General features: G+C 53.2%; 27 protein-coding genes. 3 read left to right on the plus strand and 24 right to left on the minus strand.

Features of this window, described 5'->3' with window-relative positions; genetic code table 11:
- Nucleotides 1-16: 16 nt before the first annotated feature.
- The 6 genes from OCH80_RS00415 to OCH80_RS00440 form a co-directional block, all read right to left on the minus strand.
- A complete protein-coding gene (locus OCH80_RS00415) occupies nucleotides 17-751 on the minus strand; it encodes an isoprenyl transferase (protein ID WP_302187338.1) in 735 nt (244 codons plus the stop codon).
- A 5-nt stretch (nucleotides 752-756) separates the two neighbouring features.
- On the minus strand, nucleotides 757-1314 hold the full coding sequence (gene frr, locus OCH80_RS00420; protein WP_154547163.1) for a ribosome recycling factor: 558 nt from the start codon (nucleotides 1312-1314) through the stop codon (nucleotides 757-759).
- Nucleotides 1314-2039, minus strand: a complete 726-nt coding sequence (pyrH, locus tag OCH80_RS00425) for a UMP kinase (RefSeq protein WP_154547166.1) — start codon at nucleotides 2037-2039, stop codon at nucleotides 1314-1316. Before pyrH ends, frr begins: the two co-directional genes overlap by 1 nt.
- A gap of 136 nt (nucleotides 2040-2175) precedes the next feature.
- The gene (gene tsf / locus OCH80_RS00430) at nucleotides 2176-3204 is read right to left on the minus strand and encodes a translation elongation factor Ts (RefSeq protein ID WP_154547168.1); all 1029 of its coding nucleotides are present in this window, start codon (nucleotides 3202-3204) and stop codon (nucleotides 2176-2178) included.
- A 54-nt stretch (nucleotides 3205-3258) separates the two neighbouring features.
- A complete protein-coding gene (gene rpsB / locus OCH80_RS00435) occupies nucleotides 3259-4020 on the minus strand; it encodes a 30S ribosomal protein S2 (RefSeq protein ID WP_154547170.1) in 762 nt (253 codons plus the stop codon).
- Nucleotides 4021-4204: 184 nt separating this feature from the next.
- Entirely contained in the window at nucleotides 4205-5227 is a 1023-nt protein-coding gene (locus tag OCH80_RS00440; protein WP_404537051.1) for a GIY-YIG nuclease family protein, read from the minus strand.
- Between the two features lie 66 nt (nucleotides 5228-5293).
- Here OCH80_RS00440 and OCH80_RS00445 point away from each other — a divergent pair, with 66 nt between their 5' ends.
- Complete coding sequence (locus OCH80_RS00445) at nucleotides 5294-5908, plus strand: lysophospholipid acyltransferase family protein (protein ID WP_404537053.1); 615 nt, start codon at nucleotides 5294-5296, stop codon at nucleotides 5906-5908.
- Between the two features lie 66 nt (nucleotides 5909-5974).
- Here the strand turns inward: OCH80_RS00445 and OCH80_RS00450 are convergent, their stop codons facing one another.
- From OCH80_RS00450 to OCH80_RS00460, 3 genes are read right to left on the minus strand one after another with little or no spacing between them, the layout of a single operon-like run.
- A complete protein-coding gene (locus OCH80_RS00450) occupies nucleotides 5975-6964 on the minus strand; it encodes an aspartate-semialdehyde dehydrogenase (RefSeq protein WP_404537055.1) in 990 nt (329 codons plus the stop codon).
- On the minus strand, nucleotides 6961-8307 hold the full coding sequence (locus tag OCH80_RS00455) for an aspartate kinase (protein ID WP_302187360.1): 1347 nt from the start codon (nucleotides 8305-8307) through the stop codon (nucleotides 6961-6963). Before OCH80_RS00455 ends, OCH80_RS00450 begins: the two co-directional genes overlap by 4 nt.
- Entirely contained in the window at nucleotides 8304-9458 is a 1155-nt protein-coding gene (locus tag OCH80_RS00460; protein WP_404537057.1) for a homoserine dehydrogenase, read from the minus strand. The genes OCH80_RS00455 and OCH80_RS00460 overlap by 4 nt, the downstream gene beginning before the upstream one ends.
- Nucleotides 9459-9641: 183 nt before the next feature.
- On the opposite strand from OCH80_RS00460, the gene OCH80_RS00465 reads away from it, so the two are divergent.
- Nucleotides 9642-10079, plus strand: coding sequence for an ACT domain-containing protein (locus OCH80_RS00465; RefSeq protein ID WP_206988342.1), 438 nt, complete (start codon nucleotides 9642-9644; stop codon nucleotides 10077-10079).
- Between the two features lie 228 nt (nucleotides 10080-10307).
- On the opposite strand, the gene OCH80_RS00470 is transcribed toward OCH80_RS00465, so the two are convergent.
- From OCH80_RS00470 to OCH80_RS00485, 4 genes are all read right to left on the minus strand, one after another.
- Nucleotides 10308-12098 (minus strand): ABC transporter ATP-binding protein, encoded by a 1791-nt coding sequence (locus OCH80_RS00470; protein ID WP_404537059.1) that lies wholly within the window; start codon nucleotides 12096-12098, stop codon nucleotides 10308-10310.
- The gene (locus OCH80_RS00475) at nucleotides 12091-13857 is read right to left on the minus strand and encodes an ABC transporter ATP-binding protein (RefSeq protein ID WP_404537061.1); all 1767 of its coding nucleotides are present in this window, start codon (nucleotides 13855-13857) and stop codon (nucleotides 12091-12093) included. The genes OCH80_RS00470 and OCH80_RS00475 overlap by 8 nt, the downstream gene beginning before the upstream one ends.
- A 101-nt stretch (nucleotides 13858-13958) precedes the next feature.
- Nucleotides 13959-14183 carry a YneF family protein gene (locus tag OCH80_RS00480; RefSeq protein WP_154547188.1) on the minus strand — a complete coding sequence of 75 codons (225 nt, stop codon included), beginning with the start codon at nucleotides 14181-14183 and terminating at the stop codon, nucleotides 13959-13961.
- Nucleotides 14184-14314: 131 nt separating this feature from the next.
- Nucleotides 14315-14557 carry a DUF896 domain-containing protein gene (locus OCH80_RS00485; RefSeq protein WP_154547190.1) on the minus strand — a complete coding sequence of 81 codons (243 nt, stop codon included), beginning with the start codon at nucleotides 14555-14557 and terminating at the stop codon, nucleotides 14315-14317.
- A gap of 157 nt (nucleotides 14558-14714) precedes the next feature.
- Here OCH80_RS00485 and lexA point away from each other — a divergent pair, with 157 nt between their 5' ends.
- On the plus strand, nucleotides 14715-15332 hold the full coding sequence (lexA, locus tag OCH80_RS00490) for a transcriptional repressor LexA (protein ID WP_154547192.1): 618 nt from the start codon (nucleotides 14715-14717) through the stop codon (nucleotides 15330-15332).
- 72 nt (nucleotides 15333-15404) lie between these two features.
- On the opposite strand, the gene OCH80_RS00495 is transcribed toward lexA, so the two are convergent.
- The 11 genes from OCH80_RS00495 to ffh all read right to left on the minus strand — a co-directional run bounded on the left by OCH80_RS00495 (nucleotide 15405) and on the right by ffh (nucleotide 26602).
- Nucleotides 15405-16277: a transporter substrate-binding domain-containing protein gene (locus tag OCH80_RS00495; RefSeq protein WP_404537064.1), complete on the minus strand. Its 873-nt coding sequence runs from the start codon at nucleotides 16275-16277 to the stop codon at nucleotides 15405-15407.
- Nucleotides 16278-16473: 196 nt separating this feature from the next.
- A complete protein-coding gene (locus OCH80_RS00500; RefSeq protein ID WP_404537066.1) occupies nucleotides 16474-17013 on the minus strand; it encodes a hypothetical protein in 540 nt (179 codons plus the stop codon).
- A 90-nt stretch (nucleotides 17014-17103) separates the two neighbouring features.
- Nucleotides 17104-19326: a DEAD/DEAH box helicase gene (locus OCH80_RS00505; protein ID WP_404537068.1), complete on the minus strand. Its 2223-nt coding sequence runs from the start codon at nucleotides 19324-19326 to the stop codon at nucleotides 17104-17106.
- 10 nt (nucleotides 19327-19336) lie between these two features.
- A complete protein-coding gene (locus OCH80_RS00510; RefSeq protein WP_154547198.1) occupies nucleotides 19337-20665 on the minus strand; it encodes an ATP-binding protein in 1329 nt (442 codons plus the stop codon).
- Between the two features lie 3 nt (nucleotides 20666-20668).
- The gene (locus OCH80_RS00515; protein ID WP_404537070.1) at nucleotides 20669-22567 is read right to left on the minus strand and encodes a TerB N-terminal domain-containing protein; all 1899 of its coding nucleotides are present in this window, start codon (nucleotides 22565-22567) and stop codon (nucleotides 20669-20671) included.
- A gap of 85 nt (nucleotides 22568-22652) precedes the next feature.
- Nucleotides 22653-22775, minus strand: a complete 123-nt coding sequence (locus tag OCH80_RS00520; protein WP_404537072.1) for a hypothetical protein — start codon at nucleotides 22773-22775, stop codon at nucleotides 22653-22655.
- Nucleotides 22776-22978: 203 nt separating this feature from the next.
- Nucleotides 22979-23326: a 50S ribosomal protein L19 gene (gene rplS / locus OCH80_RS00525; RefSeq protein ID WP_154547204.1), complete on the minus strand. Its 348-nt coding sequence runs from the start codon at nucleotides 23324-23326 to the stop codon at nucleotides 22979-22981.
- Nucleotides 23327-23505: 179 nt separating this feature from the next.
- On the minus strand, nucleotides 23506-24234 hold the full coding sequence (trmD, locus tag OCH80_RS00530; RefSeq protein ID WP_404537168.1) for a tRNA (guanosine(37)-N1)-methyltransferase TrmD: 729 nt from the start codon (nucleotides 24232-24234) through the stop codon (nucleotides 23506-23508).
- Between the two features lie 2 nt (nucleotides 24235-24236).
- Nucleotides 24237-24740, minus strand: a complete 504-nt coding sequence (gene rimM / locus OCH80_RS00535) for a ribosome maturation factor RimM (RefSeq protein WP_404537074.1) — start codon at nucleotides 24738-24740, stop codon at nucleotides 24237-24239.
- Between the two features lie 54 nt (nucleotides 24741-24794).
- Nucleotides 24795-25067 (minus strand): 30S ribosomal protein S16, encoded by a 273-nt coding sequence (gene rpsP, locus OCH80_RS00540; RefSeq protein ID WP_002879737.1) that lies wholly within the window; start codon nucleotides 25065-25067, stop codon nucleotides 24795-24797.
- A 104-nt stretch (nucleotides 25068-25171) separates the two neighbouring features.
- On the minus strand, nucleotides 25172-26602 hold the full coding sequence (gene ffh, locus OCH80_RS00545; protein WP_154547208.1) for a signal recognition particle protein: 1431 nt from the start codon (nucleotides 26600-26602) through the stop codon (nucleotides 25172-25174).
- Between the last annotated feature and the right edge of the window lie 8 nt (nucleotides 26603-26610).

Genomic DNA, 26610 nt, shown 5'->3' on the forward strand with positions numbered 1-26610 from the left:
TTTGTTCCATTATTACCTAACTATCTGTTTCATCTAGCTTACCAAAACGCCGGTCCCGGTGCTGGTAAATATTAACCATTTCCGCCAAATCATCCTTGTCAAAGTCTGGCCAGGCCTTTGGGGTAAAGGCCAGCTCTGAGTAGGCAATCTGCCACAAGAGGAAGTTGGAGATGCGCTGCTCGCCGGAAGTTCTGATCAAGAGGTCCGGATCAGAATATGGGGCAAATTTAGCGGTCATCATATGCCGGCCAACCAGGTCCTCATCGATCTCAGCCAAAGAGGTCTGTCCCTCCTTGACCTCAGCCGCGATTTCCTTCACTGCTGACGCGATTTCTTTTCTTGACCCATAATTAAAGGCGAAATTCAAGATCAGGCCAGTGTTGCCGGCGGTCTCATCCATCGCCTTCTGCACGGTTTCCCGGGTCGCGTCAGGCAAAGCGTCCAGATAGCCCATGATGTTGACCTTCACGTTGTGCTCCATCAGCCGGGGCATGAACTTGTTGAAGAACTTGACGGGCAAGTTCATCAAGTAGTTGACCTCGTCCTTTGGCCGGGCCCAGTTTTCGGTTGAAAAAGCATAAAGAGTCAGGACTTTAATTCCCAACTCATCTGCTGCCAAGGCAATATTTTCAACATTCTCCATCCCGGCCTTGTGGCCCATGAACCGTGGCATATGGCGCTTCTTGGCCCAGCGGCCATTGCCGTCCATGATGATGGCTAAATGATTCAGCTCTTTGTTCTTGTCGCTCATTGACCTTAACCTTGCGTAATTTCCTTGCGCTTGTTGTCAGCCATTTGGTCGATCTTCTTGGTTGAGTCGTCAGTCAGCTTCTGCACGTCCTTTTCAAGGCGGCGTTCCTCATCTTCAGTGATGTCCCCGTCCTTTTCCTGCCGCTTCAGGGACTTCATGGCTTCTTGGCGGACGTTGCGGACGGCAATCTTGGCTTCTTCAGCCAGCTTGCCGACTTCCTTGGCAATTTCTTGCCGCCGCTCGCCAGTCAGCTGCGGAATCACCAAGCGGATGACGTTCCCGTCATTAGCTGGCGTAAGGCCCAGGTCTGAAGCCAGCAGCGCGTGCTCGATGTTGTCCAAAGCCCCCTTGTCATAAGGGGTAATCATCAAGACGCGTGGTTCAGGAATGGTGATCCCGGCCAATTGGGTCAATGGGGTTGGCACGCCGTAGTATTCAACCTTGACGCGATCAAGCAAGGCCGCGTTGGCCACGCCGGCACGGACAGTCGCGAGGTTGCTTTGGTAGACCTCGATGGACTTGTTCATGTTGGACTTGGCTTTTTCAATCGTTTCGTTGTTCATTATTTGTCACCTCTGATAATAGTACCGATGTTTTCGCCTTCCACGACCCGCTTGATATTGCCTGGGGTGTTGACGTTGAAGACGATCAATGGAATATGGGTGTCCATTGACAGTGAGCTGGCAGTTCTGTCCATGACTTGCAGGCCCTTGGAAATCATGTCCAATTGGCTCAGTTCGTGGAACTTCTTGGCATCTGGGTGAAGCTTCGGGTCAGCGGTGTAGACGCCGTCAACGCCGTTCTTGGCCATCAAGATCACGTCAGCGTTGATTTCGGCCGCGCGCAGGGCAGCGGTCGTGTCAGTTGAGAAGTAAGGGTTGCCAGTCCCGCCGCCGAAGATTACGACCCGGTTCTTTTCCAAGTGGCTGATCGCAACTCTTCTGATGTAAGGCTCAGCAACTTGCCGCATTGAGATGGAAGTTTGGAGTCTGGTTGACACGCCAACGCTTTCCAAACCGTCTTGCAGGGCCAGGCCGTTCATGATCGTAGCCAGCATGCCCATGTAGTCAGCTTGAGCACGTTCCATGCCCAGCTTGGCTCCAGTTTCCCCGCGCCACATGTTGCCGCCGCCGCAGACGATCCCGACTTGGACGCCCATGTCGTGCACCAGCTTGATTTCCTGGGCCAGCTTCTTGATCACGGTTGGATCAATCCCGGTGCCCTTTTCCCCGGCCAATGCTTCGCCGGAAACTTTCAAAATAATACGGTGATATTTAACTTGACTCATAATGACCTCCTAGATTAGCTCTAAATATTCTACCATAAAACCCACTATATTTCCGTTTAATATTGTACCGCTAAAAAGTTATAAAAAAAAAGGATGGAGCAAATCCATCCTTTTCTTCTGTTAAAAGTAGAAGAAATTAGTTCTTCATTTGGGCAGCAACTTCAGCAGCAAAGTCTTCTTCCTTCTTTTCGATGCCTTCGCCGACTTCGAAACGAACAAAGCTTACTACGGAAGCATTGACTGATTCAAGGTATTCTTCAACAGTCTTGCTGTCGTCCATTACGTAAAGTTGAGCAAGCAAGGTGTTTTCTTGGTCAACCTTGGTGTTGTCTTGCATGAAGCGGGCCATCTTGCCTGGGATGATCTTGTCCCAGATCTTTTCTGGCTTGTGTTCTGCCTTAAGTTCTGCCTTGATGTCTTCTTCAGCTTGTGCCAAGATTTCATCAGTCAGTTGGGCCTTTGAGCCATACTTAAGGTGTGGCAAAGCTGGCTTGTTGACCAGGGCGCGTGATTCGTTGTCTTGGTCAATCTTGTGGTTGAGCTGAGCCAGTTCTTCACGTACGAAGTCTGGGTCAAGTTCCTTGTATGACAGAACCTTTGGGCTCATTGCGGCAATGTGCATTGCAATGTGCTTAGCCAGGGCTTCGTCGCCGCCTTCAAGGACAGTCAGAACGCCAATGTGACCACCGTTGTGTTGGTAGGCGCCAAAGTGCTGTTCATCAGTCTTTTCAAGCACGGCAAAGCGACGGAATGAAATCTTTTCACCGATAGTTGCAGTAGCTTCTACGTATGCTTCCTCCAAGCTTTCGCCGGATGGCATGGTAAGCTTCATTGCTTCTTCGTTGTTGGCTGGCTTGCCCTTAGCAATAACTTCAGCAGTTTGGTCAACCAAAGTCTTGAATTGTTCGTTTTGAGCTACGAAGTCAGTTTCAGCGTTGACTTCAACGATCGCAGCCACGTTGCCTTCAACGTAAACGCCAGTCAAGCCTTCAGCAGCGATCCGGTTGGCCTTCTTGGCAGCCTTTGCTTCACCCTTTTCGTGGATGATTTCGATCGCTCTTTGCATGTCGCCTTCGGCTTCAACCAATGCCTTCTTGGCGTCCATGACGCCGGCACCAGTAGTTTCACGCAATTCCTTAACTTGCTTAGCAGTAATGTTTGCCATTATAAAAAAGTCCTCCAGGTCAAACTAAAATGATTGATTCTTCCAAAGATCAGCTTATTCAGCGTCATCTGCTTCTTCAGCAGCAGCTTCTTCAGCACTTTCAGACATTTCTTGTTCAGCGTCGCCGGCGTCAGCACCTTGCTTGCCTTCGATAACGGCATCAGCCATAGCGCCTGAGATCAAGCGGATTGCGCGGATAGCGTCATCGTTTGAAGGGATGATTACGTCGATTGGAGTTGGGTCAGTGTTGGTGTCAACCATGGCAACAACTGGAATGCCCAGCTTGTTGGCTTCGTGAACGGCAATCTTTTCCTTCTTAGGGTCAACAACGAACATCACGTCTGGGATACGAGGCATGTCTTCGATACCGCCCAGGAACTTTTGCAGCTTTTCCAATTCCTTGGTCAGCAAAGCAACTTCCTTCTTTGGCAGTACGTCGAAGGTGCCGTCTTCTGACATCTTCTTCAATTCCTTAAGACGCTTTACGCGGCTTTGGATAGTGGTCCAGTTAGTCAAAGTACCACCGAGCCAGCGTTGGTTGACGTAGTATTGACCTGCACGGGTAGCTTCTTCAGCAATTGCGTCTTGGGCTTGCTTCTTAGTACCAACGAACAAAAATACGCCGTCGTCTTGAGCAACAGCCTTAACGTAGTTGTAAGCGTCGTCAAGCATCTTGATGGTCTTTTGCAAGTCGATGATGTAGATCCCGTTTCTTTGAGTGAAGATGTATGGCTTCATCTTTGGGTCCCATCTTCTGGTTTGGTGGCCGAAGTGGACACCGGCTTCAAGCAATTGCTTCATAGATACAACTGACATGTATAATTCCTCCTAGGTTTTTCCTCTCAAGCGTTCATTTCGCCGGCCCACCTTTTGTCTTTAGGCACCTGGCCAGCGATCGCTCTTGATGTGTGTTGATTTATTCGCGTGCATCGCACGCTCTACAAGCATACTAGATTTCAAAGCAAAAAGCAAGCAGAATTTTCCTCTTTGTCAAGGAAAACTACTTGTCAAGTCCCGCCCCATGCTCAGCCAGAAACTTTTCCTTCCAGGCCCGGTCATGGTGCTTGAACCAATACTCCCGCTTCAAGGCCAGGCGCTTGTCGGCGAACTCTTCATGATAGATCAGCTTGACTGGCCGCCGGGACTTGGTGTACTTGGCTCCCTTTCCGGCATTGTGGGCACTCAGGCGGTGAGCCAGATCATTGGTGTAGCCGCCATACAGGCTGCCGTCAGCGCAAAGGAGCACGTAGAAATAGTGCTTCTCCGCCTTTGCCTCAACCTTAGCCTCCAAGATCTCCTTGATTGTCGGCGTATTTGTCCCGTCCGCTTCATGAACCTCGATGGCGTCTTTCAGGACCAGCCCGTCAGCTGCCCCATGGCGGACGGCTTCCACCACGATCAGATTGGCATCTTCGCCCCGGTGGGAGACGAAAGGCTGGACGGTCTTGACGGCGAGGTCGTGCTTGATTCCCCAGGCAATAATCTCGCCCAGGCGCTCTGGCCGGTGGACCATGAACATCTTGCCCTTCATCTTCAAAAGCGAGCTCGACACGGCAATGATCTGCTCCAAGTTGACCAGGAGCTCGTGGCGGGCAATGGCCTTGGCCTGGTCAGGGTTGAGCTTGTGCCCCTTTGGGGCCTTAAAGTAAGGCGGATTGACCACGACCAGATCATAGCTGTCTTTTTGCAAAAAATCCCCCGCGTCAACGACGTTGCCCTGATGCACCGCAATCCGGTTTTCCATGTGATTCAGCTCAACCGACCGTCTGGCTTTAGACACAATGTCGGCCTGGATTTCGACGTCGTCATAGTGGGCCCGGTTGAAGCTGGCCATGTAAAGGCTGGCGGCCGCGTTGCCGCTGCATAGGTCCGCGACCTTGGAGCGGTCGCGGATGGCTTCCTTGGCAAAGTAAGCCAAAAGCAGGGTATCCAATGAGAAGGCAAAGGACTTCTCATCTTGAATGATTTTAATGGCGTCGCCCAGCATGTAGTCGACGCGCTCGTTCTTTTTGAGTTCAACCATTATCAACTTTTCCTTTTTACAAATTCGCTATGGTATAATATTGTACTATATCGGAGGTCATTTTTTATGCTTTATCGTATTTTTCGGCCAATCGTCCGCTTTATCGTGTGGGTCTTAAACGGTCACCTGCACGTACACAACAAGAACCGGCTGCCAGAAGGAACCTATATCTTGGTTGCCCCCCACCGGACATGGTGGGAGCCAATCCTGTTCGCCCTGGCCGCCAGTCCCGCGGAATTCATGTTCATGGCCAAGCAGGAACTGTTTCAGAATCCGGTCTTGCGCTGGATTTTGACCAACGCCCATGCCTTTCCCGTCAACCGGGCCCATCCTGGTCCTTCCGTTATCAAAATTCCCGTCAAGGGCTTGAAGTCAGGAAACCTTTCCCTGATCATGTTTCCTTCCGGCACCCGCCACTCTGCTGAACTAAAGAGCGGCGCCTGGTTTATCGCCAAGATGTCCGGACGGCCGCTGGTGCCCGTGGTCTACCAAGGTCCCTTGACCTTCAAGGGCGTCTTGGCTAGAAAGGGCCTGGAGATCAACTTTGGGGACCCAATCACGCTGGAAAGACGGATCAAGCTGAACGAAGAAACTGAAGGCAAGCTGAACGCCCAGCTGGAGGATGCCTGGAAGAAGATCGACAACGAGCTCAATCCTGATTTCGAGTACATCCCCAAATAAGTTATGCCAATCACAAAAATACCTGCCACGTGCTTGTGGCAGGTATTTTTGCTTTGCTTTAAGCTTTTATGCTTGGTGGTCCAGCAGGTATTCCATAATTTGCACCGCGTTGGAGGCAGCGCCCTTGCGGATCTGGTCCCCGGTGCACCAGACGACCAGACCGTTTGGATTGGTCAAGTCGCGGCGGATGCGGCCAACGTAGACGTCATCCTTGTCAGAGTTGTCCAAAGGCGTTGGGGTCTTGTCAGTGACCAACACATCCCCCTTAAAGGCAGCGATGGCCTTTTCCGCATCAGCGATCGCGACTGGTTCTTCGGTTACGACGGTCGCGCTGATTGAGTGTGACCGGTAGACCGGCACGCGCACGCAGGTGCAGGTGACCTTCAAGTCAGGTAAATGCAGGATCTTGCGTCCTTCGTTCTGCATCTTCATTTCTTCAGTCGTGTAGCCATTTTCCAAAGGCGAGCCGATGTTGGCGATGACGTTGAAGGCGATTTGGCCTGGGAAGACCTTTGGCTCATAAGTCTCGCCCTTTTCCAAGGCATCGACCTCACCCTTCAGTTCTTCAATCCCGCCCATGCCGGCGCCGGAAACGGCCTGGTAGGTGCAGGCGTTGATCGTCTTGATCTTGGACAGGTTGTTGATTGGCGCCAAAGCCATCAAGGTGATGGCCGTTGAGCAGTTAGGGTTGGCAATTACGCCGTGGTTTTCCAAGGCATCAGCCCCGTTGATTTCAGGCACGACCAATGGCACCCCGTCTTCCTGGCGGAAGGCTGAGCTGTTGTCGATGTAGACGGCACCGCTCTTCTCCACCATTGGGCGGAACTTCTTGGACAGAGCGTTGGAGACGGCCCCTAAGACAAAGTCCAGTCCGTTGAGCCGGTCTTGGGTAGCCTCTTCCACAGTCAGCTCATAGCCGCTGCAGAACAGCTTCTTGCCGACAGACCGCTTGGACGCGAAGACGCGGATTTCGTCTGCTGGGATCTGTCTTTCTTCAATGCACTGCAACATCTGCCGGCCAACGGCGCCAGTTGCCCCTAAAATACCAATTTTCATTCTGATAAGCCTTGCCTTTCTTCATTAATAAATTTATTATAGATCGCCTGAATGGCTTTGGAAAAATCGCGGTTGTCAACCCCGATGACGATGCTCAATTCATCGCATGACTGGGTAATCGTGCGGATATTGATCTGCTTGGCCCCCAGCTCGGAAAGAATTCGCCCGGACATCCCCGGCATGTTCTTCATGGCCCGGCCGACCACGGCCACCATGGCCAGGTGCTGGTCAACCCGCACGTCATCAAAGTGCAGCTCCGCTTTGAGCTCGCCCAGGATTTCATACAGCTTGCGCTCGATCGCCTTGGTGCGCACGACCACGGAAAAAGTATCCACGGTCGTCGGCACGCTTTCCAGAGAGATCTGGTACTTCTCAAAGATCGAGAAGACCCGGCGCAAGAAGCCCGGCTCAGCGGACGCGTGGGACTTGACCAGGGTGATCACGGTAAAGTCCTTGCGGCCAGTGATCCCGGTGATGACCGGCGGCGCGTCGCGCTCATCGTCTTCAGTGAAGTCGTTGCGGATCAAGGTGCCGGGGTTCTCCGGGAAGTTGGTGTTGCGGACGTTAATTGGGATATTTTTCTCCCTGACCGGAAAGACCGCGTCGTCATGGAGGACGTTGGCCCCCATATAGCTCATCTGCCGCAATTCGCTGTAAGTGACCCGGGGGATCTGGAGCGGATTCTTGACGATCCGGGGATCAGCCACGTAAAAGCCGGAGACGTCAGTCCAATTTTCGTAGACGTCCACGTCAAAAATATTGGCCAAGACCGACCCCGTGATGTCAGACCCGCCCCGGCTCATGACCTTGATCACGCCATTGGGCAGGCAGCCGTAAAAGCCAGGAATCACGACCCGGCGGCTGATATCCACCTTGGCCCTGACCAGCTCCGCGGTCTTCTTCATGTTGATGCTGCCATCAAAATTAAAGGCGATCACGTCCGCCGCGTCGACAAAGTCCGCGTCCAGGTATTCCGCCAGGCACAAGCCCGTCAGGTATTCACCCCGTGAGACCAGATAGTCCAGATTCAAGTCGCTGGTGATGTTGGCCCGGATCTTTTGGAACTCCTTGCCCAGGTCCAGCTTGAGCCCCAGGGAATTCTTGATTTCCATGTACTTGGTCACGATCATTTGAAAGATTTCGTGGTAGGAAACCCCATAGTTCAGGTGAGCGGCGCAGAGATACAGCAGGTCAGTGACCTTGTGGTCCTCGTTGGACGACTTCCCGCAGGCACTGGTGACGATGAAGCGGCGGGAAGGATCCGCGTCAATGATCTTTTTTACTTTTGCAAATTGCTCGCTGTTGGCTACGGATGAGCCGCCGAACTTCACAACTTTCATTATAGTTCCACCTCAGCCAAAAATAACCCGTCATCGCCAGCCTGCTTGGCCAAATCATTGATTCTGGACAAAGGCAGCGACTTGGTCACGTAAGCATCCTTGCCGACCTGCTCCTTGATCACGCCGGCTTGGTCAAAGAATTCACCCTGCTTGGTCCGCAGGTAATATGATGCCGCTTCAGGATCCTTCAGCTCAGCCGGCTTGGCCTGGGACATGTCCAGGCGCCGGCCTTCATTGACGTCAAAGATGTCCTGGACCAGAGCGTGGGCCGTTGGCAACGAGCCTGCCCCCTGGCCGACAAAAGTAGCCGTGCCCAGGTTGGCTGAATCAAGCTCCAGAGCATTGAAATTGGCCGAAACATTGGACAGCAGGTGGTCATTTCTGAACATCAGCGGCAGGACATAGGCGGAAAGTCCGCCCTTGTTTTCCCGTGCCTGCCCTACAAGCTTGATGGACAGCTTGTGGTCCTTGGCCCAGATAAAGTCTTGCTTGCTGATCCGCCTCACCCCCCAGGTAATGATGTCTTCCGGCTTGACATAGCACCTGAAGGCCGCCAAACAGGAAAGGGCAACCTTGTAGCGGACGTCAAAGCCGTCAATGTCATCAGATGGATCCGCTTCAGCATAGCCCAATTCCTGGGCCTTTTGCAGGCATTCAGAAAAATCGCTGCCTTCCTGGTCCATGGCGGAAAGAATGTAGTTGGTCGTGCCGTTGAAGATTCCCCTAAAAGACTTGACCTCTTCCAAGCGTCTAATGCGCTCAATGTTGGCAATCCAAGGAATTCCGCCGCCGACGCTGGATTCATAAGCCAGGGCCACGCCCTTTTCCTGGGCCAGAGGGAACAGCTCGCTGGCGAAACTGGCAATCATCTTCTTGTTGGAAGTAATGCAGCTCTTGCCGCGCTCCAAGGCTTCTTTGACGTATGTATGAGCTGGCTCCAGCCCCCCTATGCATTCACAGACCACGTCAATTTCCGGGTCATCTAGAATTTCGTTGATGTCAACGACGCAGCGGGGATCCTGGCGCATCTTTGCCGGCGTATGCACCAAAATCTTCTTAATGGAAATATCGCTCATCTCGTCATTTTCAGCCCCGTCAACGATCTTGGCCACGCCAGAGCCGACAACGCCGAAGCCCAACAATGCTACCTTCATTTGTATTCCCTCTGCTTTCTTTGAACTCTTTGCTTTTTGTGAAAAAATTAAGCGCTTCTGTTTCTCTGCGAAATACAGTTGTTTTTCAATTAACAACATAGTATCATTCTAGACATGGACTGACAAGATCTTCCCACAAGCATATTAAACAGAAATTAAAAATAACTTTCAAGGAGGAAATACATGGCTTCAGAATACTTTTACGTTAATAAACAAATTCTGCCCGACTATCTGGACAAGGTCATCCTGGCTCGGGAGCTCCTGGAAAACCATGAAGCCGCGACCGTCACGGAAGCCGCCGAGAAGGTTGGCATCTCCAGAAACACCTACTACAAGTATAAGGATTACGTCTTCCGGGCCAGCGATTCAGGCATTTCCCGCCATGCCGTCTTGTCCATCATTCTGGCCGACGCGCCTGGCGCCTTGTCCGCGGTCTTGTCCTGCCTGAGCCAGCTGAAGACCTCCATCTTGACGATCTCGCAGGCCATCCCCATTGCCGGCAAGGCCAACCTGCTGCTGTCCCTGGACATCAGCCAGCTGGCCGTTGAGATCGACGAGCTGGTGACTTCTTTGGAAGAGCTGCCCTTAGTCAAGCACGTGCACCTTGATGCCTTGGAATAAGCCAGCTGTTCAGAAAACTTATCAATCTCAACAAAAATGTGTCTGGGAAAAAACTCAGCGTCATCGAATCGAATGTTATAAAAACGCAGCAGTTGGGGACTTCAGAGCTTCACTCTGCTGTGATTTAAGATACATAAAAAGGCTTCCAGAAGTTTCCACTTCTAGAAGCCTTTTTTCAGACTCATTTGCTTGCAATTAGCTTTTGAGATCCTTACTGATATTTTGAGCTTATTCAGCGCTCTGCTGCAAGGTGTAAAGGTCATAGTAGTAGCCCTTTTGCGCCAGCAGCTCTTCATGGGTTCCGTGCTCGACGATCCGCCCCTTGTCCAAGACGATGATCTGGTCAGCATCCGCGATCGTGGACAAGCGGTGAGCTATCGCCAGGGTCGTGCGCCCGCGGCGCAGCTTCTGCAGGCCTTCTTGAATCAGGCTTTCGGTTTCCGTGTCGACGTTGGCGGTGGCTTCATCCAGAATCAGGATCTTGGGATCGGTCACCAAGGTCCGGGCAAAGGAGATCAGCTGCCGCTGGCCGCTGGAGAATTCAGAGCCGCCTTCAATCACTTGGGCATGGTACTTGCCCGGCAGCTCCTCAATGAAGCGGTCAGCTTGCACCGTCTTGGCAGCTGCCTGAATCTGCTCATCCGTAATTTGCTCATTGTAGAGTCGAATGTTTGACGCGATGTCGCCATAGAACATGAACGGCTCCTGCAAGACCAGCCCCAGCTTCTCGCGCAGCTCTTCCTTGCTGAAGTCACGGATATCGTGACCGTCAATCAGGATCTGCCCATCGTGGAACTCGTAAAAGCGCATCATCACGTTGATGATGGAGCTCTTGCCCGAACCCGTGTGGCCAACGATCCCTAAAGTCTGTCCTGGCTCAAGGGTAAAGGAGACGTCATGCAGGACGTCATTTTTGCCATCGTAGCTGAAGGACACGTGCTTGAATTCGATCTTCCCCTGCTCAATCTTGGCATCAGCCTTGCCGGCTTGCACAGGCTCATACTCATCTTCATCCATGATCTTGAAGATCCGCTTCCCGGCCACGATTCCGTCTGTAAAGAAGGTCAGACTGTTCATCATGTCATTCAGCGGGTTGAAGAAGTTCTGAACGTAGTTGGCAAAAGCATAGATCAAACCCGCCGGCACGAAGACCCGGTGCAAGGGGTAGCCAAACCAGACCAGGCTGGCCGCCAAGGCCAGGGAGTAAAGCAGACTGGTAAAAGGCGAAAGCAGCAGCGAGTTGGTCTTGATCAGCTTGAAGCGGGTCCGCATCTGCTCTTGGTTGGTCTGCTCAAAGTCAGCAGCGATCCGCTTTTCCTGGCGGAACTGCTGGATGACCGACATCCCCGAAATTGCCTCTTCCAGCTTGGTGTTGATCAGGGAGTTTCTGGCCCGGAACTCGTGGTAGGTCTTGGAATTCAGGCGGTTGTACAGCCAGATGACCAAAACGATCACTGGGACGAAGCAAAGAACGATCAAGGCCGCGGTCTTATCGGCTGAGAACATGGCAATCAAGGCCGTGACCATGGAAATGATTCCCAGCATGAAGGCACTGAAGACCTGCATAAAGTTGCTCAAGGTCATCGTGTCGTTGGTCACCCTGGACAAAATGGAGCCAGCAGGCGTTTGGTCAAAATAGCGCATCCCCAATTTGTGAATGTGGGCATAAAGCTCTCTTCTGACCCGTTCCAGGGACCGCTCACCGGCCAAGGCATACAGGTATTCATACGTAAACTGGAAGACCGCTTTAATGACGATCCCCAGGCCATAAATCAGGGCCACGCCCCAAATCACCTGCATGCTGGCGCTCTGGCGGCGCAAAAAGTGGTCCATGTAGTATTGAAGCCAAGCCGGCAGCAGCATGTTGATCACGGACACGGCAACCATCCCGCAGACAGCCAGCAGCAGCTCGCCTTTGTAGTTCCAGATGAACCGCCATAGCCGCTTTAAGATCTGCCACTGCTCCTTGACGCTGATCGTCTGGTTCCAGACTGATTGGGATTGGTCTTCATTATTCATCGCTTTCACCTACCTTCGCGGCCAGTTCCTGGCGCCGCCACATGCGGGCATACCAGCCATTCAATTTAAGCAGCTCCTCGTGGGTTCCGCGTTCAGCAATCTTGCCCTGGGCCATGACCAGAATTTCATCGGCATCCATGACGCTGGACAGGCGGTGGGCGGCAATGACGGTCGTCTTGTCAGCCCGCTCGGCCCGCAGGTTGGCCAGAACTGCCTTTTCCGTCTTGGCATCCACGGCCGACAAGGCATCGTCCAGGATCAGGATCTCGCTGTCGCGCAGCAGCGCCCGGGCAATCGACATCCGCTGCTTTTGCCCCCCAGACAGGGAAATCCCGTTTTCCCCAACCATGGTGTCATAGCCCTTTTCAAACAAAAGGATGTCATCATGCAGGGCACTCTTTTTCGCCGCTTCCTCCACTTCCTCCAGACTGGCCTCCGGCTTGGCAAAAGCAATATTGTCGCGGACGCTGGTCGAGAACAAGAAGTTGTTCTGCGGCACGTAGGAGATCTCGTTCAAATAGACGTCCAGGGGAATCTGGCGGATGTCCCGTCCGCCAAAAACGATCCGGCCACGGTAATTGTCAAATTCCCGCATCAAGAGCTGGATAATGGTCGTCTTCCCGGAACCGACCCGGCCCACCAGGCCAAGAGTCTGGCCCGGCTTTAAGTCAAAGTCGATGTCGCTTAAGACGTCCTGGTCCGGCTCATCGGGATAGGCAAAGGCAGCCACGTGGCAGCGCAGGTCGCCGTGGATTTTCGGCATGCTCTTCGTGTCCAGCCCTTCCCCAGCATCGGCAATCAGGGATTTTTCATGAAGCAGCCCCATGATCCGGTCATAAGAAGCACTCCCGCGCTCCAAAATGTTGAACAAGTAACCGATCGCGAACATTGGCCAGACCATGGTCCCGATATAGGCCACGAAAGAAATCAGCTGGCCCAGCGAAATCGTCTTGTTGGTAACCATGGTCCCGCCATAGACGATCGTAATCATGTAGGTGATCCCAATGATTATCGTAATCAAGGGGTCATACAAAGAGTCGATCCGGAAGACCTTGCGGTTGACCTCAACCGTCTCATAGGTCATCTGGTTGAAGGCCGCCGCGTCCTGCTGGCTTTGGCCAAAAGTCTTCAAGACCTTGATCCCGGACAAGGACTCCTGGGTCTTGTTATTCAGGCGAGAAAAAGCAGCCTGCGAGTCCAGGTAGGCATCGTGCAGGCGCGTTCCCAGGTATCTGGCCAAGACAGCCAAAAATGGCAGGGGAATCATGGTGACCAGCGTCAAGCGCCAGTCAACAAAGCACATCATGGCAATCAAAGTTGCCCCGCCAGTAAAGATAGCGTCGACTAGGGTCAAGACCCCGTCGCCGGCCACGAACTGGACCGCCTGCACGTCATTGGTGGCTCTGGCCATCAAGTCCCCGGTCCGGTAGCGCTGAAAGAAAGTCCGGTCCATCTGCAGGAAGTGCCAGAAGAGCCGCCCCCGCATTTCTTTCTCCAGTTCTGCCGCTCCGCCATAGATTTCCTTGCGCCAGTAAAAGCGGAACAAATACAAGGCCAGGGCCGCGGCCAAAATAGCCCCGATGTAGCAGGCAAACTGCCCCCAGCTGATCTTGCCCTGATCCAGCTGGTCAGCCATCATCCCCAGGATTCTGGGTGGAACCAGGTTGGCCGCTGAGGTCAGGATTAAGGCCGTGATCCCCAGCAGGTAGCGCTTCTTGTGGGCCTTGAAGAACCAGCCCAGCTTAGCAAAAGTTTCCATCTTTCACCTCCAAATATTTAAATACTCCAAAAATAATTGACATATAAAAAGGCAGCAGGAGAAAATCCCTGCTGCCCCAGTCCGGCAAAAAATGTCTCTGCCTAGTTCTTTGCTGATTGATGCTTGATCATGTTCATCACTTGGTTGACCTTCTTGGCAGAAGGCTTTTGCCCCATTTGTGACATCATTGCTTCAACCATTTCGCGGGTAATTGGGGGATTCTTTTTAAAGTAATTCTTCATGTAAGCCCGCGCGCCGTAGAAACCAGCCACAGCACCCAGCAGAGCTGCCAAGATAATTAAAAAGATCGCCAAACCTAAATTCATAACTGCTTAACCTCCATTGGCCTTAATTCAGCTTGCCGCCGGAAAAGCGTTCCGGCCCAGCCGCTTGTAGATAATACAAATATTATCTTACAAAACTTCCGGCAATTTTTAAAGAATAAATTGAAAGCTCTTTAGCGAATGCCCTTTTCCTTCTGGATCTGCTTGGCCTTGTCTGGAGTAATGTCATTGCCTTCCTTGTCAACCACGACCAGGTTGTCCAACTGCTGGCGAAAGCCTGCTCTGAAGTTGGCGATGAACTTCTGGTGCAGCTCTTTTCTTTCCTGCTCCTCTTCCTTGCTCAGGCCTTCAGCCTGCTTCTTGTGGTACAAGTGGTTGATTCTCTTTCTAAGCTTTTCTTCTTCCTTTGGGGTCATCAAACTGCCACCTTTCCATTCTTGATTTCGAGTAATAGTCTACTCTTTTTAAGATCATAAAAAAAGTTTAACGCTTAGAACGTTTGTTTGTAAATTTCGGTTATGTCTGCTAAAATCAATATAGAACAGTAATTAAGAATTTTACGGGATTAAGACTATGAACCACGAAAACAAACAATTAGAAATTTTGCAATACATCTACGATACGGTTGAAAGTCGCGGATTCCCGCCAACGGTTCGCGAAATCTGTGCCGCGGTTGGACTTTCTTCCACTTCAACGGTCCATGGCCACTTAGTGCGCCTTGAGCGCAAGGGACTCCTGCAGAAGGACGCGACCAAGCCGCGGGCCATGGAAATTACCCCGGAAGGGCTCAAGGTCCTGGGCATCAAGCCGAAAGACATTCCTGTCGTCGGGGTGGTAACCGCCGGTCAGCCGATTCTGGCCGTTGAAACGATTGAAGACTACTTCCCGACCCCGCCAGACCTCAAGAACGAGGCCGACGAGCTCTTCATGCTGAAGGTCCACGGAACTTCCATGATCAACGCTGGCATCTTGAACGGGGACTACGTGATCGTCCGCAAGCAGACCAATGCCAGCAACGGCGAGATCGTAGTGGCCATGACCGATGACGATGAAGCCACGGTCAAGCGCTTTTATAAGGAAGACGGGCACTTCCGCCTGCAGCCGGAAAATGACGCGATGGCTCCCATCATCCTGGATCAAGTCCAGATCCTGGGCAAGGTCGTTGGCCTCTACCGCAATGACATCAACTAGTTGCTAAATATTAAGCAGGCAAAAAGGCAAGTTCCAAATGGAGCTTGCCTTTTTGCCTGCTTTTTTGACAATTTACTGGATCTTGACCTTGGTTGACTCAGCCTGCTTGACGTTGAAGCCGGAGACCTTGCCAAACCATTTTCTGACCAGACGGTCGTAAGTCCCGTTCTGGCGCACGGTCTTCAAGGCCTTGTTGATGGCCTGGCGCATCTGGTCCTGGCCCTTCTCTACCCCGATCCCGTACGGTTCTTGGGCCAAGGCATCCCCGGTCAGGGTAAACTTGTCGTCATCGGCAATCAGCCCGGCCAAAATGCCGTTGTCATCGATCATCGCGTCACCTTGGCCAGCCTTTAAAGCGTTAAAGGCTGAGCCATAGTCATCGAACTGCTTGACTTTGGCCTTAGGGGCCAGCTTAGCAACCTGATTGGAAACGTCGGTCCCCTTGATGGCAATGACGACCACTCCTTTATGGTTCAAGTCAGCGATATTTCTGATCTTGCTGGTCTTTTTGACGATCATAGATTCTGACGCGTCAAAGTAGACGTCAGAGAAGTCAATGACCTTCATTCTTTCCTTGGTAATAGTCATCGTTGAGATAACCGCGTCCAAGGAGCCGTTGTGCAGCAGCGTGATCCGGGTCTTTTCCGTAATCGGGCGGAAGACTGCTTTCCCCTTTGATCCAAGGATCTGCTTGGTCAGGGCCTTGGCCAGGTCGATTTCAAAGCCCTCGATCTTGCCGGTCTTCACATTGGTCAAACCAAAGAGGCGGGTGTCAGGACGCACGCCCCAAACGATCCGGTTGGTCCGCTTGGCTCTTTCATAAGTGGTCTCCGCTTTCTTGGAGCAAGCCGAGGTCAAGCCGGTCAAGGAGCAGACCAGGGACAAAAGCAAGAGAACACGAACAATTTTCTTTAGTTGGCTGGGCAGCTTTTTCATGATTTTCATCTTTCCTTCATTTCAAAATCTAAGTCATATTATACCCGATTATGAGGAAAGTTCCTTTTATTTATAAAAGTTGGTATTTTTTCTTAAAAAATAAAGTTTTTGTCCCGGCAAATTTGCCAATATTATCACTCTTGGCAATCAAAACCCTTACTTGAATGATTTTTCACTTTAAAAAGTTAATTTCGAACATTCGGCTTTAGCCGTAATCGACGTTTCTCATCCGCGTCCACAGCTTTGAAAGCGGTTGGCCTCCGATCTTATATGACAGCAGCTCATCGAGGCTGCGGAACTTGGCAATGAAAGCTGGATCAGCCTGCTTGGAATAATTGGTATAGGTCAGCTGCCGGTAGCTCTGCTGGTCGCTGTTCTCTGCCAGCAAATACTGACGGCCATCCAGGGTGAACTGAATCTCGCAGCCGTCCTTGATGGTCTGGACGAACTCCTCCAGACTGTCAAACCTGATGTACCAGCAGCTGACGTCCGTCAGCTCGCTCCATTGTTCTTTCAAAGTCCGGCCGTTGATCTTGCAAGTCAAAAAATCCTCAATGGTCGCAAATGAAGCGGTGACCGCCGGGTCATTGCAGTTGATCAAGGTCTTGGTGGCGTCAGAGTCAGGATCCTCGTCATCCACCAGCAGCCAGGGATCTCCGCCCAGGGTAAAGTGCAGCTCGTCGCTTTTTCCGGCCTGCTGGGCCAATTCGTCAAAACTGTTTATGGGACACTGGGTAACAGACATCTTTGTCCTTTCTTCACGAAACAAATAATCAAGCTCTGCATTTTTCTTTTTCCTTCTGCTCAGCTAATTCGTGCTTTTCTTAACTTTATTCTACCGCATTTTTTCCACGCAGCGGCGCATTTCCGCCAGATCCAGGATGCTTTCGGCAAACTCCTTCCGGACCAGCTCATCCGGCAGGTATTCATCATATTTGTCAAAGACCGGCACTTCCTTGGGATAGACCAAATCCAGCGGGTCAAAGTCCTTGCTGGCCTCTTCTTTGACGATCGCGAAGAAGTCCTCGGGGCTGACGTTCATCGAAAACTGCATGTAGTAGGGACGCACGGAGTCGAAGTTCTTCAAGCCCAGGCGCTTGGCGCACTTTAATTTCAAGAGCCGTTCCAGAGCCAGGAAGGCATAAGTCCCGGTCCAGGGGAACAGGCACCAGATTTTGCCGCCCAGGTTGACCAGCTGCTTGGCCGGCATCCCCGCCATGCTGGCCATCGACCGCGTCTCGTTCAAGCGGGCCACGGCATTGGCCATCAAATATGGGTAGTTGCGGTCTTCTGCCAAAATCTGCCGCATCCGCTCCAATATGCGGGGATGAATGTCCCCTGGCACGTCGCCAAAGTAAGCGGGGATCCGCCCCTTGACCCGGTGGACGTAGACCTGGTGGCGCTGGCGGTCGATTTCCTCAACCACCCACACGTGGCCCGCGATGGCCACCTTGTCGCCAATTGGGGGCGGCTTGACGATCGTGCCCAGCTCTTCTGAAGCTGAGTGGACGCTGTATTCTTCATTTTCCTGGAAAACGGCGTAGAACTTGAAATTGTTGGTCACCCGCTCCCCACTCAGGCCCACGATCAAGCCCTTGTTTTCGGTCCACTGGATCTGGTCGGTCCTGAGCAAATGGCGCAGGAGAACTTTGTAGTCAGCTTGGGAGACTCGGTGAAAATATGACAAAGACAGGACCCGGGAAGCTAGTTCTGCTGGCGTCATCTCTCCCATCGACGCCAAGGTGCTCATGGTCTGGTGGTACAAAAGGCTGTATGGCAGGCGGTTTTCCCGTGGCGGCTCCACCCAGCGCTCTTCAAGATACAGCTGGACCAGGGCAATCCCCTGCAACAAGGGCCATGGGAACAAGACCGGCAGCATGGCCCGGCTTTCCGGGTGGTCTTCGCGCATGACGAACCACATTTCCGGCGGGTTGCCCCGCCGGCCGGTCCGCCCCATTCTCTGCAAAAAGCCTGAAACCGTAAAGGGAGCGTCAATCTGAAAGGCCCGCTCCAGCTGGCCGATGTCAATTCCCAATTCCAAAGTCGCCGTCGCGCAGGTGGTCAATTTGACATTGTCGTCCTTCATCGCTTCTTCCGCGCTCTGGCGAAAGGCAGCCGACAGGTTGCCGTGGTGGATCATGAAGCGGTCCGGCTCATGCTTGGCCTCGCAGTACTGGCGCAGCACCTGGCAGACAGCCTCGCATTCCTCCCGGCTGTTGGTAAAGACAAGGCACTTCTTCCCCCGGGTATGGTCAAAGATATAGGCCATGCTGGGATCGGCCATTTCCGGTGCCTGGTCGCTGGCCTTGGCCAAAGGCGGCTGCCCCGCCGCGCTTCCGGCCCCAGCCTGGGGATCGGTCTTGTAAAAATGCTCCATCGACAAGCGCCAGACCTGGTGATCGTCTTTAATCTTGGGAATCGAGGTCTTACGCCTTGAGCCAGCAGCCAGGAACTTGCCGGCCGCTCTTGGATCCCCAATCGTCGCTGACAAGCCTACCCGCCGGGGGTCGCAAGCGGCTAAGCGACCCAGACGCTCAATCAGGCAGAAGGTCTGCCCGCCCCGGTCGCTGCGCAAAAAGGAGTGCAGCTCATCGATCACGATGTAGCGCAAGTCGCCAAACAAACGAGGAATATCCGCATGCTTGTTGATCATCAATGACTCCAGCGATTCCGGCGTAATCTGCAAGACCCCGGACGGGTGCTTGAAGAGCTTGCGCTTTTGACTCTGGGACACGTCGCCGTGGTAGCGCCAAACCGGAATGTCCCCGCCAGCGCACAGGTCGCTGAGGCGCAAGTACTGGTCGTTGATCAGGGCCTTTAAGGGGGCAATGTACAAGCAGCCCACTGAGTCTGGCGGATCCTGGGCCAATTCCGTCAGAATCGGGAAAAAAGCAGCCTCTGTCTTCCCTGAGGCAGTGGCTGCTGACAATAGCAGGTTGTTGTCGGTGTTGAAGATCACATCGGCGCCTGCCAGCTGGATGGCCCGCAATTTCTGCCAGCCATGCTCATAAATATAGTCTTGGATAAAGGGGGCATAATGCCCGAATGCATCAAACATGATTTATCCCTTAAATCGTAAATTCCGCGTATTCATCCGTCTTGTCGTCTGAAACGGCATCAGACTTGGCATAGGCAAAATCATCGCTCTCCAGGAGTTCCTTGACGGAAGTGCCGGGGTTCTGCCAAACGATGTCGAGCAGCTCGATAAAGTCGCGGATGACCTCCCGCGGGGTAATATTGGTGTCGGACCCAATCCGGGCAAACTCCGTCTTGATAAAGGCCTCCAGATCCGCTTCCGTAATGGTCTGCTCATAGCCGTACAGGCCAGCATGCATGGCCGCCAGTTTCTCGGTCAAGACCAGCATCTCTTCGGGGGTCAGCGGATCAAGCTTGATCACCGGGGCATACATGTCCCGGGCGCCAGCCTTGGCAAACTTGCCTTCAGCCAGACGCGAGCGCAGGGCCTCATATGAGTAGACGCCCCGGCGCCGGTCTTCAATCGCCTGGGGCGTTCCGCACATGATGATGCCCAAATGCTTGGCCTTGCCTTGCATGGCATCGTTGTACATGGCCAGCAGTTTTTCATAGTTGTACTGGCGGCTGATGGCGTTGGGGATCTTGTAGAGGTTGACCAGCTCATCGATCATGATGAACATGCCGCTGTAGCCGGCCTGTCTGAAGAAGCTGGCAAAGAGCTTGAGGTATTCATACCAGTCGTCATCTGAAATGATGATGTTGACGCCCAATTCCTTCCGGGCATCGGTCTTCAGCTTGTACTCTCCCCTGAACCACTTGATTACCTTGCCCTTGGTAGCTTCATCCCCGTCAACGTAGGCATCGTAGTACATCTGCAGGAGCTTGGCGAAGTCAAAGCCGTGCACCAGCTCGCTAAGGCTGGAAATCACGGCAAAAATCTTCTGGTCCACGGCCTCCTTAAAGGCCGGGCTGGCAAAATCCAGCCCGCTTTCCTGGGCCACGCTGGTCTGCAAGTTGTTGATCCAGCGGTCCAAGACCAGGTTCAAGGCTCCGCCTTCTGGCCGGGTCTTGGTAGCCAGGTTCTGGATCAGTTCCCGGTAGGTCGCCAAGCCCTGTCCCTTGCTTCCTTGCAGGCGCCGTTCCGGCGACAGGTCGGCGTCAACGACGACAAAGTTCCGGTCCATCACGTAGTTGCGGATGGTCTGAAGCAAAAAGCTCTTCCCTGACCCATAGCGGCCCTCAATAAAGCGGAAAGATGCCCCGCCTTCCTGCACCACCTCAACGTCGTGCAGCAGGGCAGCAATTTCCGCCTTGCGGCCGACGGTGACGTAAGGCAGGCCAATGCGGGGCACGACCCCGCCCTTCAGGGAATTCAAGACCGTTTGCGCGATTCGCTTGGGAACTCGCTTTTTCTTTTCCAAAATTTATTCCTCGCTTCCAAATAAATCTGACAAGTCATCCCGGTAGTCTTCAACCAGTTCCGGCTCAGTGCCGGCAATTTCGATGACGGAGTCGCCAATCTCGTCAAAAAGCTTCTCGTTGATGCTGTCCGCCAAGACCTCGGTGAGCAGGTGATGCTGCTTGACGTAGCCGCTCACGCTCTTGCCGGCCATCAGCTGCTGGAGCACATAGCCTTCTTCTGGCGTCAAGTCAAACTGACCAAAAGATTCCTTGCATTCTTGGCTGGGCGCTGCTTGCTGGCTTTCTGCGGCTTCTTGCTCTGCTTCAGCCTCTTGGGCTTCCAGCTGCCGTTCTTCTTCAGTCAGCAGGCTCTCCCGCGTTTCAGCCGCGTCGCCCCTGATCTTGGCCAGACTGGCCAGGTTCAGGTGAATCTTCGGCTTTTCGCGCTCGGCTTCTTCACGCAGGTAGGTCTTGATCCCGGCTTCGATGGCCTCTTGCAAGGCGGCAGGCAGGGGACGCTCTTTCATCTTGCGCCCGCGTCCAAGCGCCAGGCGACTGCGGCGGTCAATCTCGTGCAGCAGGTCTGGCAGCAGCTTGTGCTGGCGGACGGCTGGCCAGTAGACCTCGCTGGTCCACTTGCCGTCTTTGCAGCGGTAGGTCACGGCCTGCCCAACCTGGTAAGTGGCCGCCTCAATTGGATGGGGGCTGTAGAAGGCGGCATCCGCGAACAGGTGCATGGGAAAGACCGACTTCTCGCCGACCAGCTGCTGGGCCAGCTGCTTGGGCGAAGCCTTGATCTCTTTCCAGACGTCAGCCACCAGGCTGGCATACTTTTCAGGGTCTTCCTTCAGCAAGGGATTGGCTCCCGGCTTGCTCTTGGCCAAGGTCAACAGAGCCTGGTAGACCTTGCTGTCCCCTTCAGCGTCCGCCAGCAAGCTTTCATACGGCTCAGCCCGCTTGATTTCTTCGGCAAATTCCTGCTCTTCTTCCTCTGGATTGAGCTTTATCCCGTAATAGACCAGGTAGCCCTGGATCAGGTGCTTCAAATCCCAGATCGTCAGCTGGTCCTGTCCTTGATAATGCTCTTGCAAAAGCCGCAGCTGCCTGAGCCCGGCAAGCGGGTCTTTTATCCCGATCTGGCAGACGATTTCACTGGTTAGCAGGTACAAAAAGCCCGACTTGGCTGGGGCAAAATCCCCCTGTCTGACCCGCGAGCGCCAAGAGAAGTAGTCCCGCAGCTCCTTAACTGACAAGTCATGGTAGACCGGCCGGCGAAAGCGAATCTGGCCGGAGTAGGAAAAATTGTCCTCATAGTCGGCCATCATCATCCCTTGATAGTAAAAGTTGGCTTCCCGCCGGGTCGCCACTGGCAGCTGGTAGTCATATGACTCCAGCATCCGGCTGATAGCGGGCGGGGTGTCGTCTCGCCCGCGGACCGGAGCTTTGGAACTGAAAATGACGTCTGAGCCATGATGACTGACTCGGCGGTGGTCCGACCGCTTGACGAAGCTGCCCCGCTCAGGGATGGCTTCGTCCTCATATGGCGACTCATCGTTGCGGTCGGCCACGTAAAACATGTGCTCACGCCGCTTGACCGCTGGTCGGCCAGCTTGATAAGCCGTGTCCAAAGTCTTTAGCAGAAAGCGGTCATTCAGCTCGGGCGCGGTCAGGTCAACCCCCAGCCACCCCCGGTCCTTGATGCAGATCGGCGCTCCAAAGCCAGGCTGCTTGGCCAAAAAAGCCGCGATCGAACCGCAGTGCAGGTCAAGGCCTTCTTTCTCCCCCTGCTTGATCAAGAGGGCGAAAGCAGTCTCAGCTCCTGGAACGATCAAAGCCGCCATGCTGACCTCGCCGCTGGTGATAAAATCGACCCCCAAGCCATACTTCTTCTGAACGTATTCGGCTAGTTCTGACAAGCGCATGCTTTCACCTCCATCTTTCTGTCTGTTACATATTATATAGAACGAATGTTCTAAGCACAAATGATATCCACTTTTTTCTGCTATTTTAGCGAACTTGTCCATTCAAGGCAAAAAGCTGGGCCAGCAAGATGTCCTTATGCAAGCGGCCGTCATGGCTGGCAAATTTGACGGCGGTCTCTTGGCCAGAAGTGCGGTCATAGGTGACCACCCCGCCCAGGCGGGCCAGCTTGAGCAGTTTTTCCAGGTGGAGGCCAATACGGCGAAGGCTTGCAGTTTGCTAGTATCCATCTTGACCTCATCTAATTCGTTTTTGTTAATTATAGCCTAAACCGCCAGACAGTTGCCCTGGCAATCAGGGACAAAAATAAAAAGCCATCCCAACGGGATGACTTTTTAGCGTCAATCTTAGAATTAACGACGACGTTCTGCGATACGAGCAGCCTTGCCTGAACGAGCGCGCAGGTAGTACAGCTTTGCACGACGTACGCGGCCGTGACGGGTAACTTCAACCTTGGCAACACGTGGAGTGTTAACTGGGAAGGTCCGTTCAACGCCAACGCCGGAAGCGATCTTACGAACAGTGTAGGTAGCACCGATGCCAGTGCCCTTCTTCTTGATTACGACACCTTCGAAGATCTGAATACGTTCGTGAGTACCTTCAACAACGCGGACGTGAACGCGAACCGTGTCACCGGCGCGGAATTCAGGCATGTCGTCACGAATTTGTTCTGCAGTCAATTCTTTAATTAATGGATCCATTATTGTTTCTCCTTCTACGGCATTCATTCGCCACCTCGTGGCCAGCGGAACACCCCTAATCTTGATGATTGGCAAAATGCCACGCTTATTAGCTTACCATCTTTGCCCTGGCAAAGCAAGCTTCTTTAGTCCAAAATCTGCAGCAAATCTTCCTTTCTCAGGCTGCTGCTGGAACTTTTCTATTGTTCTTGCCCGCTTTCAGCCTTAATGTCAAGCAGCATCTGCTGCTCTTCTTTGGTCAGCTCCCGTCCTTTCAACAGGTCCGGGCGCTTGAGGAAGGTCGTCTTTAAGGCCTGGTAGTGGCGCCATTCGTCAATCTTGCCATGGTTGCCGGACAAAAGGATGTCTGGCACCTTTTGCCCTTCAAAGTCAGCGGGGCGGGTGTACTGCGGATATTCCAAGAGCCCGTCGGAAAAGGACTCTTCCACCGGCGACATGGCATTGCCCAGGATGCCTGGCAGCAGGCGGACCGTGGCGTCAATCATGCTCATGGTTGGCAATTCCCCGCCCGTCAAGACGTAGTCGCCAATTGAAACGATCTCGTCAGCCAGACCGTAGATCCGGTGGTCAAAGCCCTCAAAGTGCCCGCAGATAAAAGTCAGGCTCTCTTCTTTTGACCAATCCTGGGCCATCTGCTCATTGAAGGTCCGCCCTTGCGGAGCAGTGATGATCACCTTGCCCTTGTTTTCCAGCGATTCCAGAGCTGCCTTGATCGGCATGATCTGCAGGACCATCCCGGCCCCGCCGCCATATGGAGTGTCGTCAACGGACTTGTGCGGCCGCTCTGAGAAGTCGCGGAAGTTGACCAGATTCAGCTTCCACTTGCCGTCTTCCTGCCCCCGGCCCAAAAGCGAAACCTGCAAGGGGGTGAACATGTCCGGGAACAAAGTCAGCACATTAACGTTCAGCATCAGCGCAATCCCTCCATCAATACGACTCTGACCTGGCCGCCTGCCAAGTCGACCTGCTTGACGACGTCATCGATGTAGGGAATCCAGAAGCTTTTGCCTTCCAGGTCGGTAACTTCCCAGATGTCGTTGGCGCCTGGGGCTTGGATGTCGGTCAGCTTGCCGATCTTCTCCCCGGTCTCATCATCAACGACTTCCAGGCCCAGCAGGTCCTTGTAGTAGTAGACCCCGTCCGGCAATTCCCCCTGGTCTGCTTCCGCGATCACGATTTCCTGGCCTTTCAGCTGCTCTGCCTGGTCAATGTCGCTCACCTGGTCAAAAACGACCAGCCAGAACTGCTTGAAGGGCCGCCCGCTTTGGACCGTCACCTCGCTTCGCTCGGGTCCGACATACAGGCGGGATCCTGGACGGAAGCGGTCTTCCGGGAAGTCGGTAACGGCCACGACCTTGACCTCGCCCTTCAGGCCATGGGTGCCAACAATTTTGCCAACGTTGTAGTAGTTCATTGAATTCTCCCTAACAAAAAAAGCTTGAAGCCAGCGCCCCAAACTTTTTTACAATTACTTGTTGTACTTTTCGTCGTGCAACTTAGCCATCAGACCTGCGCCTGAAAGAAGTGAACGAACAGTGTCTGAAGGTTGTGCACCCTTCTTCAGCCATTCGAAGATCTTGTCTTCATCAAGCTTCAATTCCTTTGGTTGTGAAACTGGGTTGTAGTAGCCAACTTCTTCAATAAAGCGGCCGTCACGTGGTGCACGTGAATCTGCTACAACGATACGGTAAAATGGCTTTCTCTTGGCACCCATGCGGCGCATACGAATCTTAACTGACATTAAATTGTCCTCCTAAATTTCAATAGTTTAACTATAGCACCTGAAAATGAGTCTGTAAAGTATTTTTACTTAACAGACTCATTTTTTCGCGAAAAAATTCCTTCTTATGAGTGGAAGCGCTTGATCTTCTTCATGCGCTTGGCCTTGTTCTTCTTGAAGTTCTTGCCCATTCTCCGCATGGCCATCTTGGCCATTGGCGTGTTCATCCCCGGCAAATTCTGCAGGTCCTTGAAGTTGCCCTTAGTGACCTTAGACATCATTTCCTTGGCGGTCTTGAATTCCTTGATCATCCGGTTGACTTCAACGATCGGCACCCCGGATCCGGCAGCGATTCTGCGCCGGCGGCTCGGGTTGAGCAGATTTTCGTTTTCCCGCTCTTCAGGGGTCATTGAGTAGACGATGGCCTTGGTGTGGGCAATCTGCTTTTCGTCAATTGAGAAGTTCTTCAGCTGCGGATTGTTGGCAAAGCCCGGGATCATCTTCATGATCTCATCCAGCGGTCCCATCTTCTGCACCTGCTCCAATTGGTCGATAAAGTCATTGAAGTCGAAGGTGTTGGCCCGCATCTTTTCGGCAACCTTTTCGGCCTCCTTGGCATCGTAGTCCTGCTGGGCCTTTTCAATCAAGCTCAGCATGTCCCCCATGCCCAGGATTCTTGACGCCATCCGGTCTGGGTGGAAGACGTCCAGGTCGGTCAGCTTTTCCCCTTGACCTGTAAAAAGGATCGGCTTGCCAGTCACGGCTCTGATGGACAGGGCTGCCCCGCCGCGAGTATCGCCGTCCAGCTTGGTCAAGATCACGCCGGTCACGTCCAGGCGGTCGTCAAAGCCCTTGGCCACGCCAGTCGCTGCCTGGCCAGTCATGGCGTCGACTACCAGGAGAATGTTGTCTGGGTGGGCCACGGCCTTGACTTCTTCCAGTTCCTTCATTAATGGTTCATCGATTTCCAGCCGCCCGGCCGTGTCGATGATGACGTAGTCATTGTGGTGCTTCTTGGCTTCAGCCAGCCCGTCTTCAACAATCTTTGGCACGTTCTTTTCGCCCGGCTCCGTGTAGACTGGCACCTTCAGCTGGTCGCCGATCTGCTTCAGCTGATCGATGGCCGCTGGCCGGTAGACGTCGCCCGCGATCAGGAAGGGACGGGCATTCTCCGTCTTCATCAAGCGGTTGGCCAGCTTGCCGACCGTGGTGGTCTTACCGGTACCTTGCAAGCCGACCATCATGATGATGGTTGGCACGTGCGGGGCCTTGTTCAAAGGAACCGCGGTCTCCCCCATCATCTTGGTCAGCTCTTCGTCAACGATCTTGATGACTTGCTGGCCAGGAGTCAAAGATTCCTGGACTTCTGCCCCCAGGGCGCGCTTCTTGATCGTCTTGATGAAGTCCTTGACGACCTTAAAGTTGACGTCCGCTTCCAAAAGGGCCAGCCGGATTTCCCGGGAAGCGGCATTGATGTCTTCTTCAGAAATCTTACCCTTGCCCGTTAAATTGCGCAGCGCCTTCTGCAGGCGTTCACTCAAATTTTCAAAAGCCATATTTTCTT

The organism is Lactobacillus sp. 23-2, from assembly GCF_044902225.1.
Lineage (GTDB): Bacteria > Bacillota > Bacilli > Lactobacillales > Lactobacillaceae > Lactobacillus > Lactobacillus absianus.

Excerpts from the sequence above, each read along its gene's own strand:
- tsf (WP_154547168.1), bottom strand. The coding sequence starts at position 3,204 with ATGGCAAACATTACTGCTAAGCAAGTTAAGGAATTGCGTGAAACTACT.
- ffh (WP_154547208.1), bottom strand. The coding sequence starts at position 26,602 with ATGGCTTTTGAAAATTTGAGTGAACGCCTGCAGAAGGCGCTGCGCAAT.
- OCH80_RS00415 (WP_302187338.1), bottom strand. The coding sequence starts at position 751 with ATGAGCGACAAGAACAAAGAGCTGAATCATTTAGCCATCATCATGGAC.
- OCH80_RS00445 (WP_404537053.1), top strand. The coding sequence starts at position 5,294 with ATGCTTTATCGTATTTTTCGGCCAATCGTCCGCTTTATCGTGTGGGTC.
- OCH80_RS00450 (WP_404537055.1), bottom strand. The coding sequence starts at position 6,964 with ATGAAAATTGGTATTTTAGGGGCAACTGGCGCCGTTGGCCGGCAGATG.
- OCH80_RS00495 (WP_404537064.1), bottom strand. The coding sequence starts at position 16,277 with ATGAAAATCATGAAAAAGCTGCCCAGCCAACTAAAGAAAATTGTTCGT.
- OCH80_RS00485 (WP_154547190.1), bottom strand. The coding sequence starts at position 14,557 with ATGACCCCAAAGGAAGAAGAAAAGCTTAGAAAGAGAATCAACCACTTG.
- OCH80_RS00505 (WP_404537068.1), bottom strand. The coding sequence starts at position 19,326 with ATGTTTGATGCATTCGGGCATTATGCCCCCTTTATCCAAGACTATATT.
- rimM (WP_404537074.1), bottom strand. The coding sequence starts at position 24,740 with ATGAACTACTACAACGTTGGCAAAATTGTTGGCACCCATGGCCTGAAG.
- OCH80_RS00475 (WP_404537061.1), bottom strand. The coding sequence starts at position 13,857 with ATGGAAACTTTTGCTAAGCTGGGCTGGTTCTTCAAGGCCCACAAGAAG.
- OCH80_RS00465 (WP_206988342.1), top strand. The coding sequence starts at position 9,642 with ATGGCTTCAGAATACTTTTACGTTAATAAACAAATTCTGCCCGACTAT.
- OCH80_RS00460 (WP_404537057.1), bottom strand. The coding sequence starts at position 9,458 with ATGAAGGTAGCATTGTTGGGCTTCGGCGTTGTCGGCTCTGGCGTGGCC.
- OCH80_RS00515 (WP_404537070.1), bottom strand. The coding sequence starts at position 22,567 with ATGCGCTTGTCAGAACTAGCCGAATACGTTCAGAAGAAGTATGGCTTG.
- rpsB (WP_154547170.1), bottom strand. The coding sequence starts at position 4,020 with ATGTCAGTTGTATCTATGAAGCAATTGCTTGAAGCCGGTGTCCACTTC.
- OCH80_RS00440 (WP_404537051.1), bottom strand. The coding sequence starts at position 5,227 with ATGGTTGAACTCAAAAAGAACGAGCGCGTCGACTACATGCTGGGCGAC.
- frr (WP_154547163.1), bottom strand. The coding sequence starts at position 1,314 with ATGAACAACGAAACGATTGAAAAAGCCAAGTCCAACATGAACAAGTCC.
- pyrH (WP_154547166.1), bottom strand. The coding sequence starts at position 2,039 with ATGAGTCAAGTTAAATATCACCGTATTATTTTGAAAGTTTCCGGCGAA.
- rplS (WP_154547204.1), bottom strand. The coding sequence starts at position 23,326 with ATGGATCCATTAATTAAAGAATTGACTGCAGAACAAATTCGTGACGAC.
- OCH80_RS00480 (WP_154547188.1), bottom strand. The coding sequence starts at position 14,183 with ATGAATTTAGGTTTGGCGATCTTTTTAATTATCTTGGCAGCTCTGCTG.
- rpsP (WP_002879737.1), bottom strand. The coding sequence starts at position 25,067 with ATGTCAGTTAAGATTCGTATGCGCCGCATGGGTGCCAAGAGAAAGCCA.
- lexA (WP_154547192.1), top strand. The coding sequence starts at position 14,715 with ATGAACCACGAAAACAAACAATTAGAAATTTTGCAATACATCTACGAT.
- OCH80_RS00470 (WP_404537059.1), bottom strand. The coding sequence starts at position 12,098 with ATGAATAATGAAGACCAATCCCAATCAGTCTGGAACCAGACGATCAGC.
- OCH80_RS00500 (WP_404537066.1), bottom strand. The coding sequence starts at position 17,013 with ATGTCTGTTACCCAGTGTCCCATAAACAGTTTTGACGAATTGGCCCAG.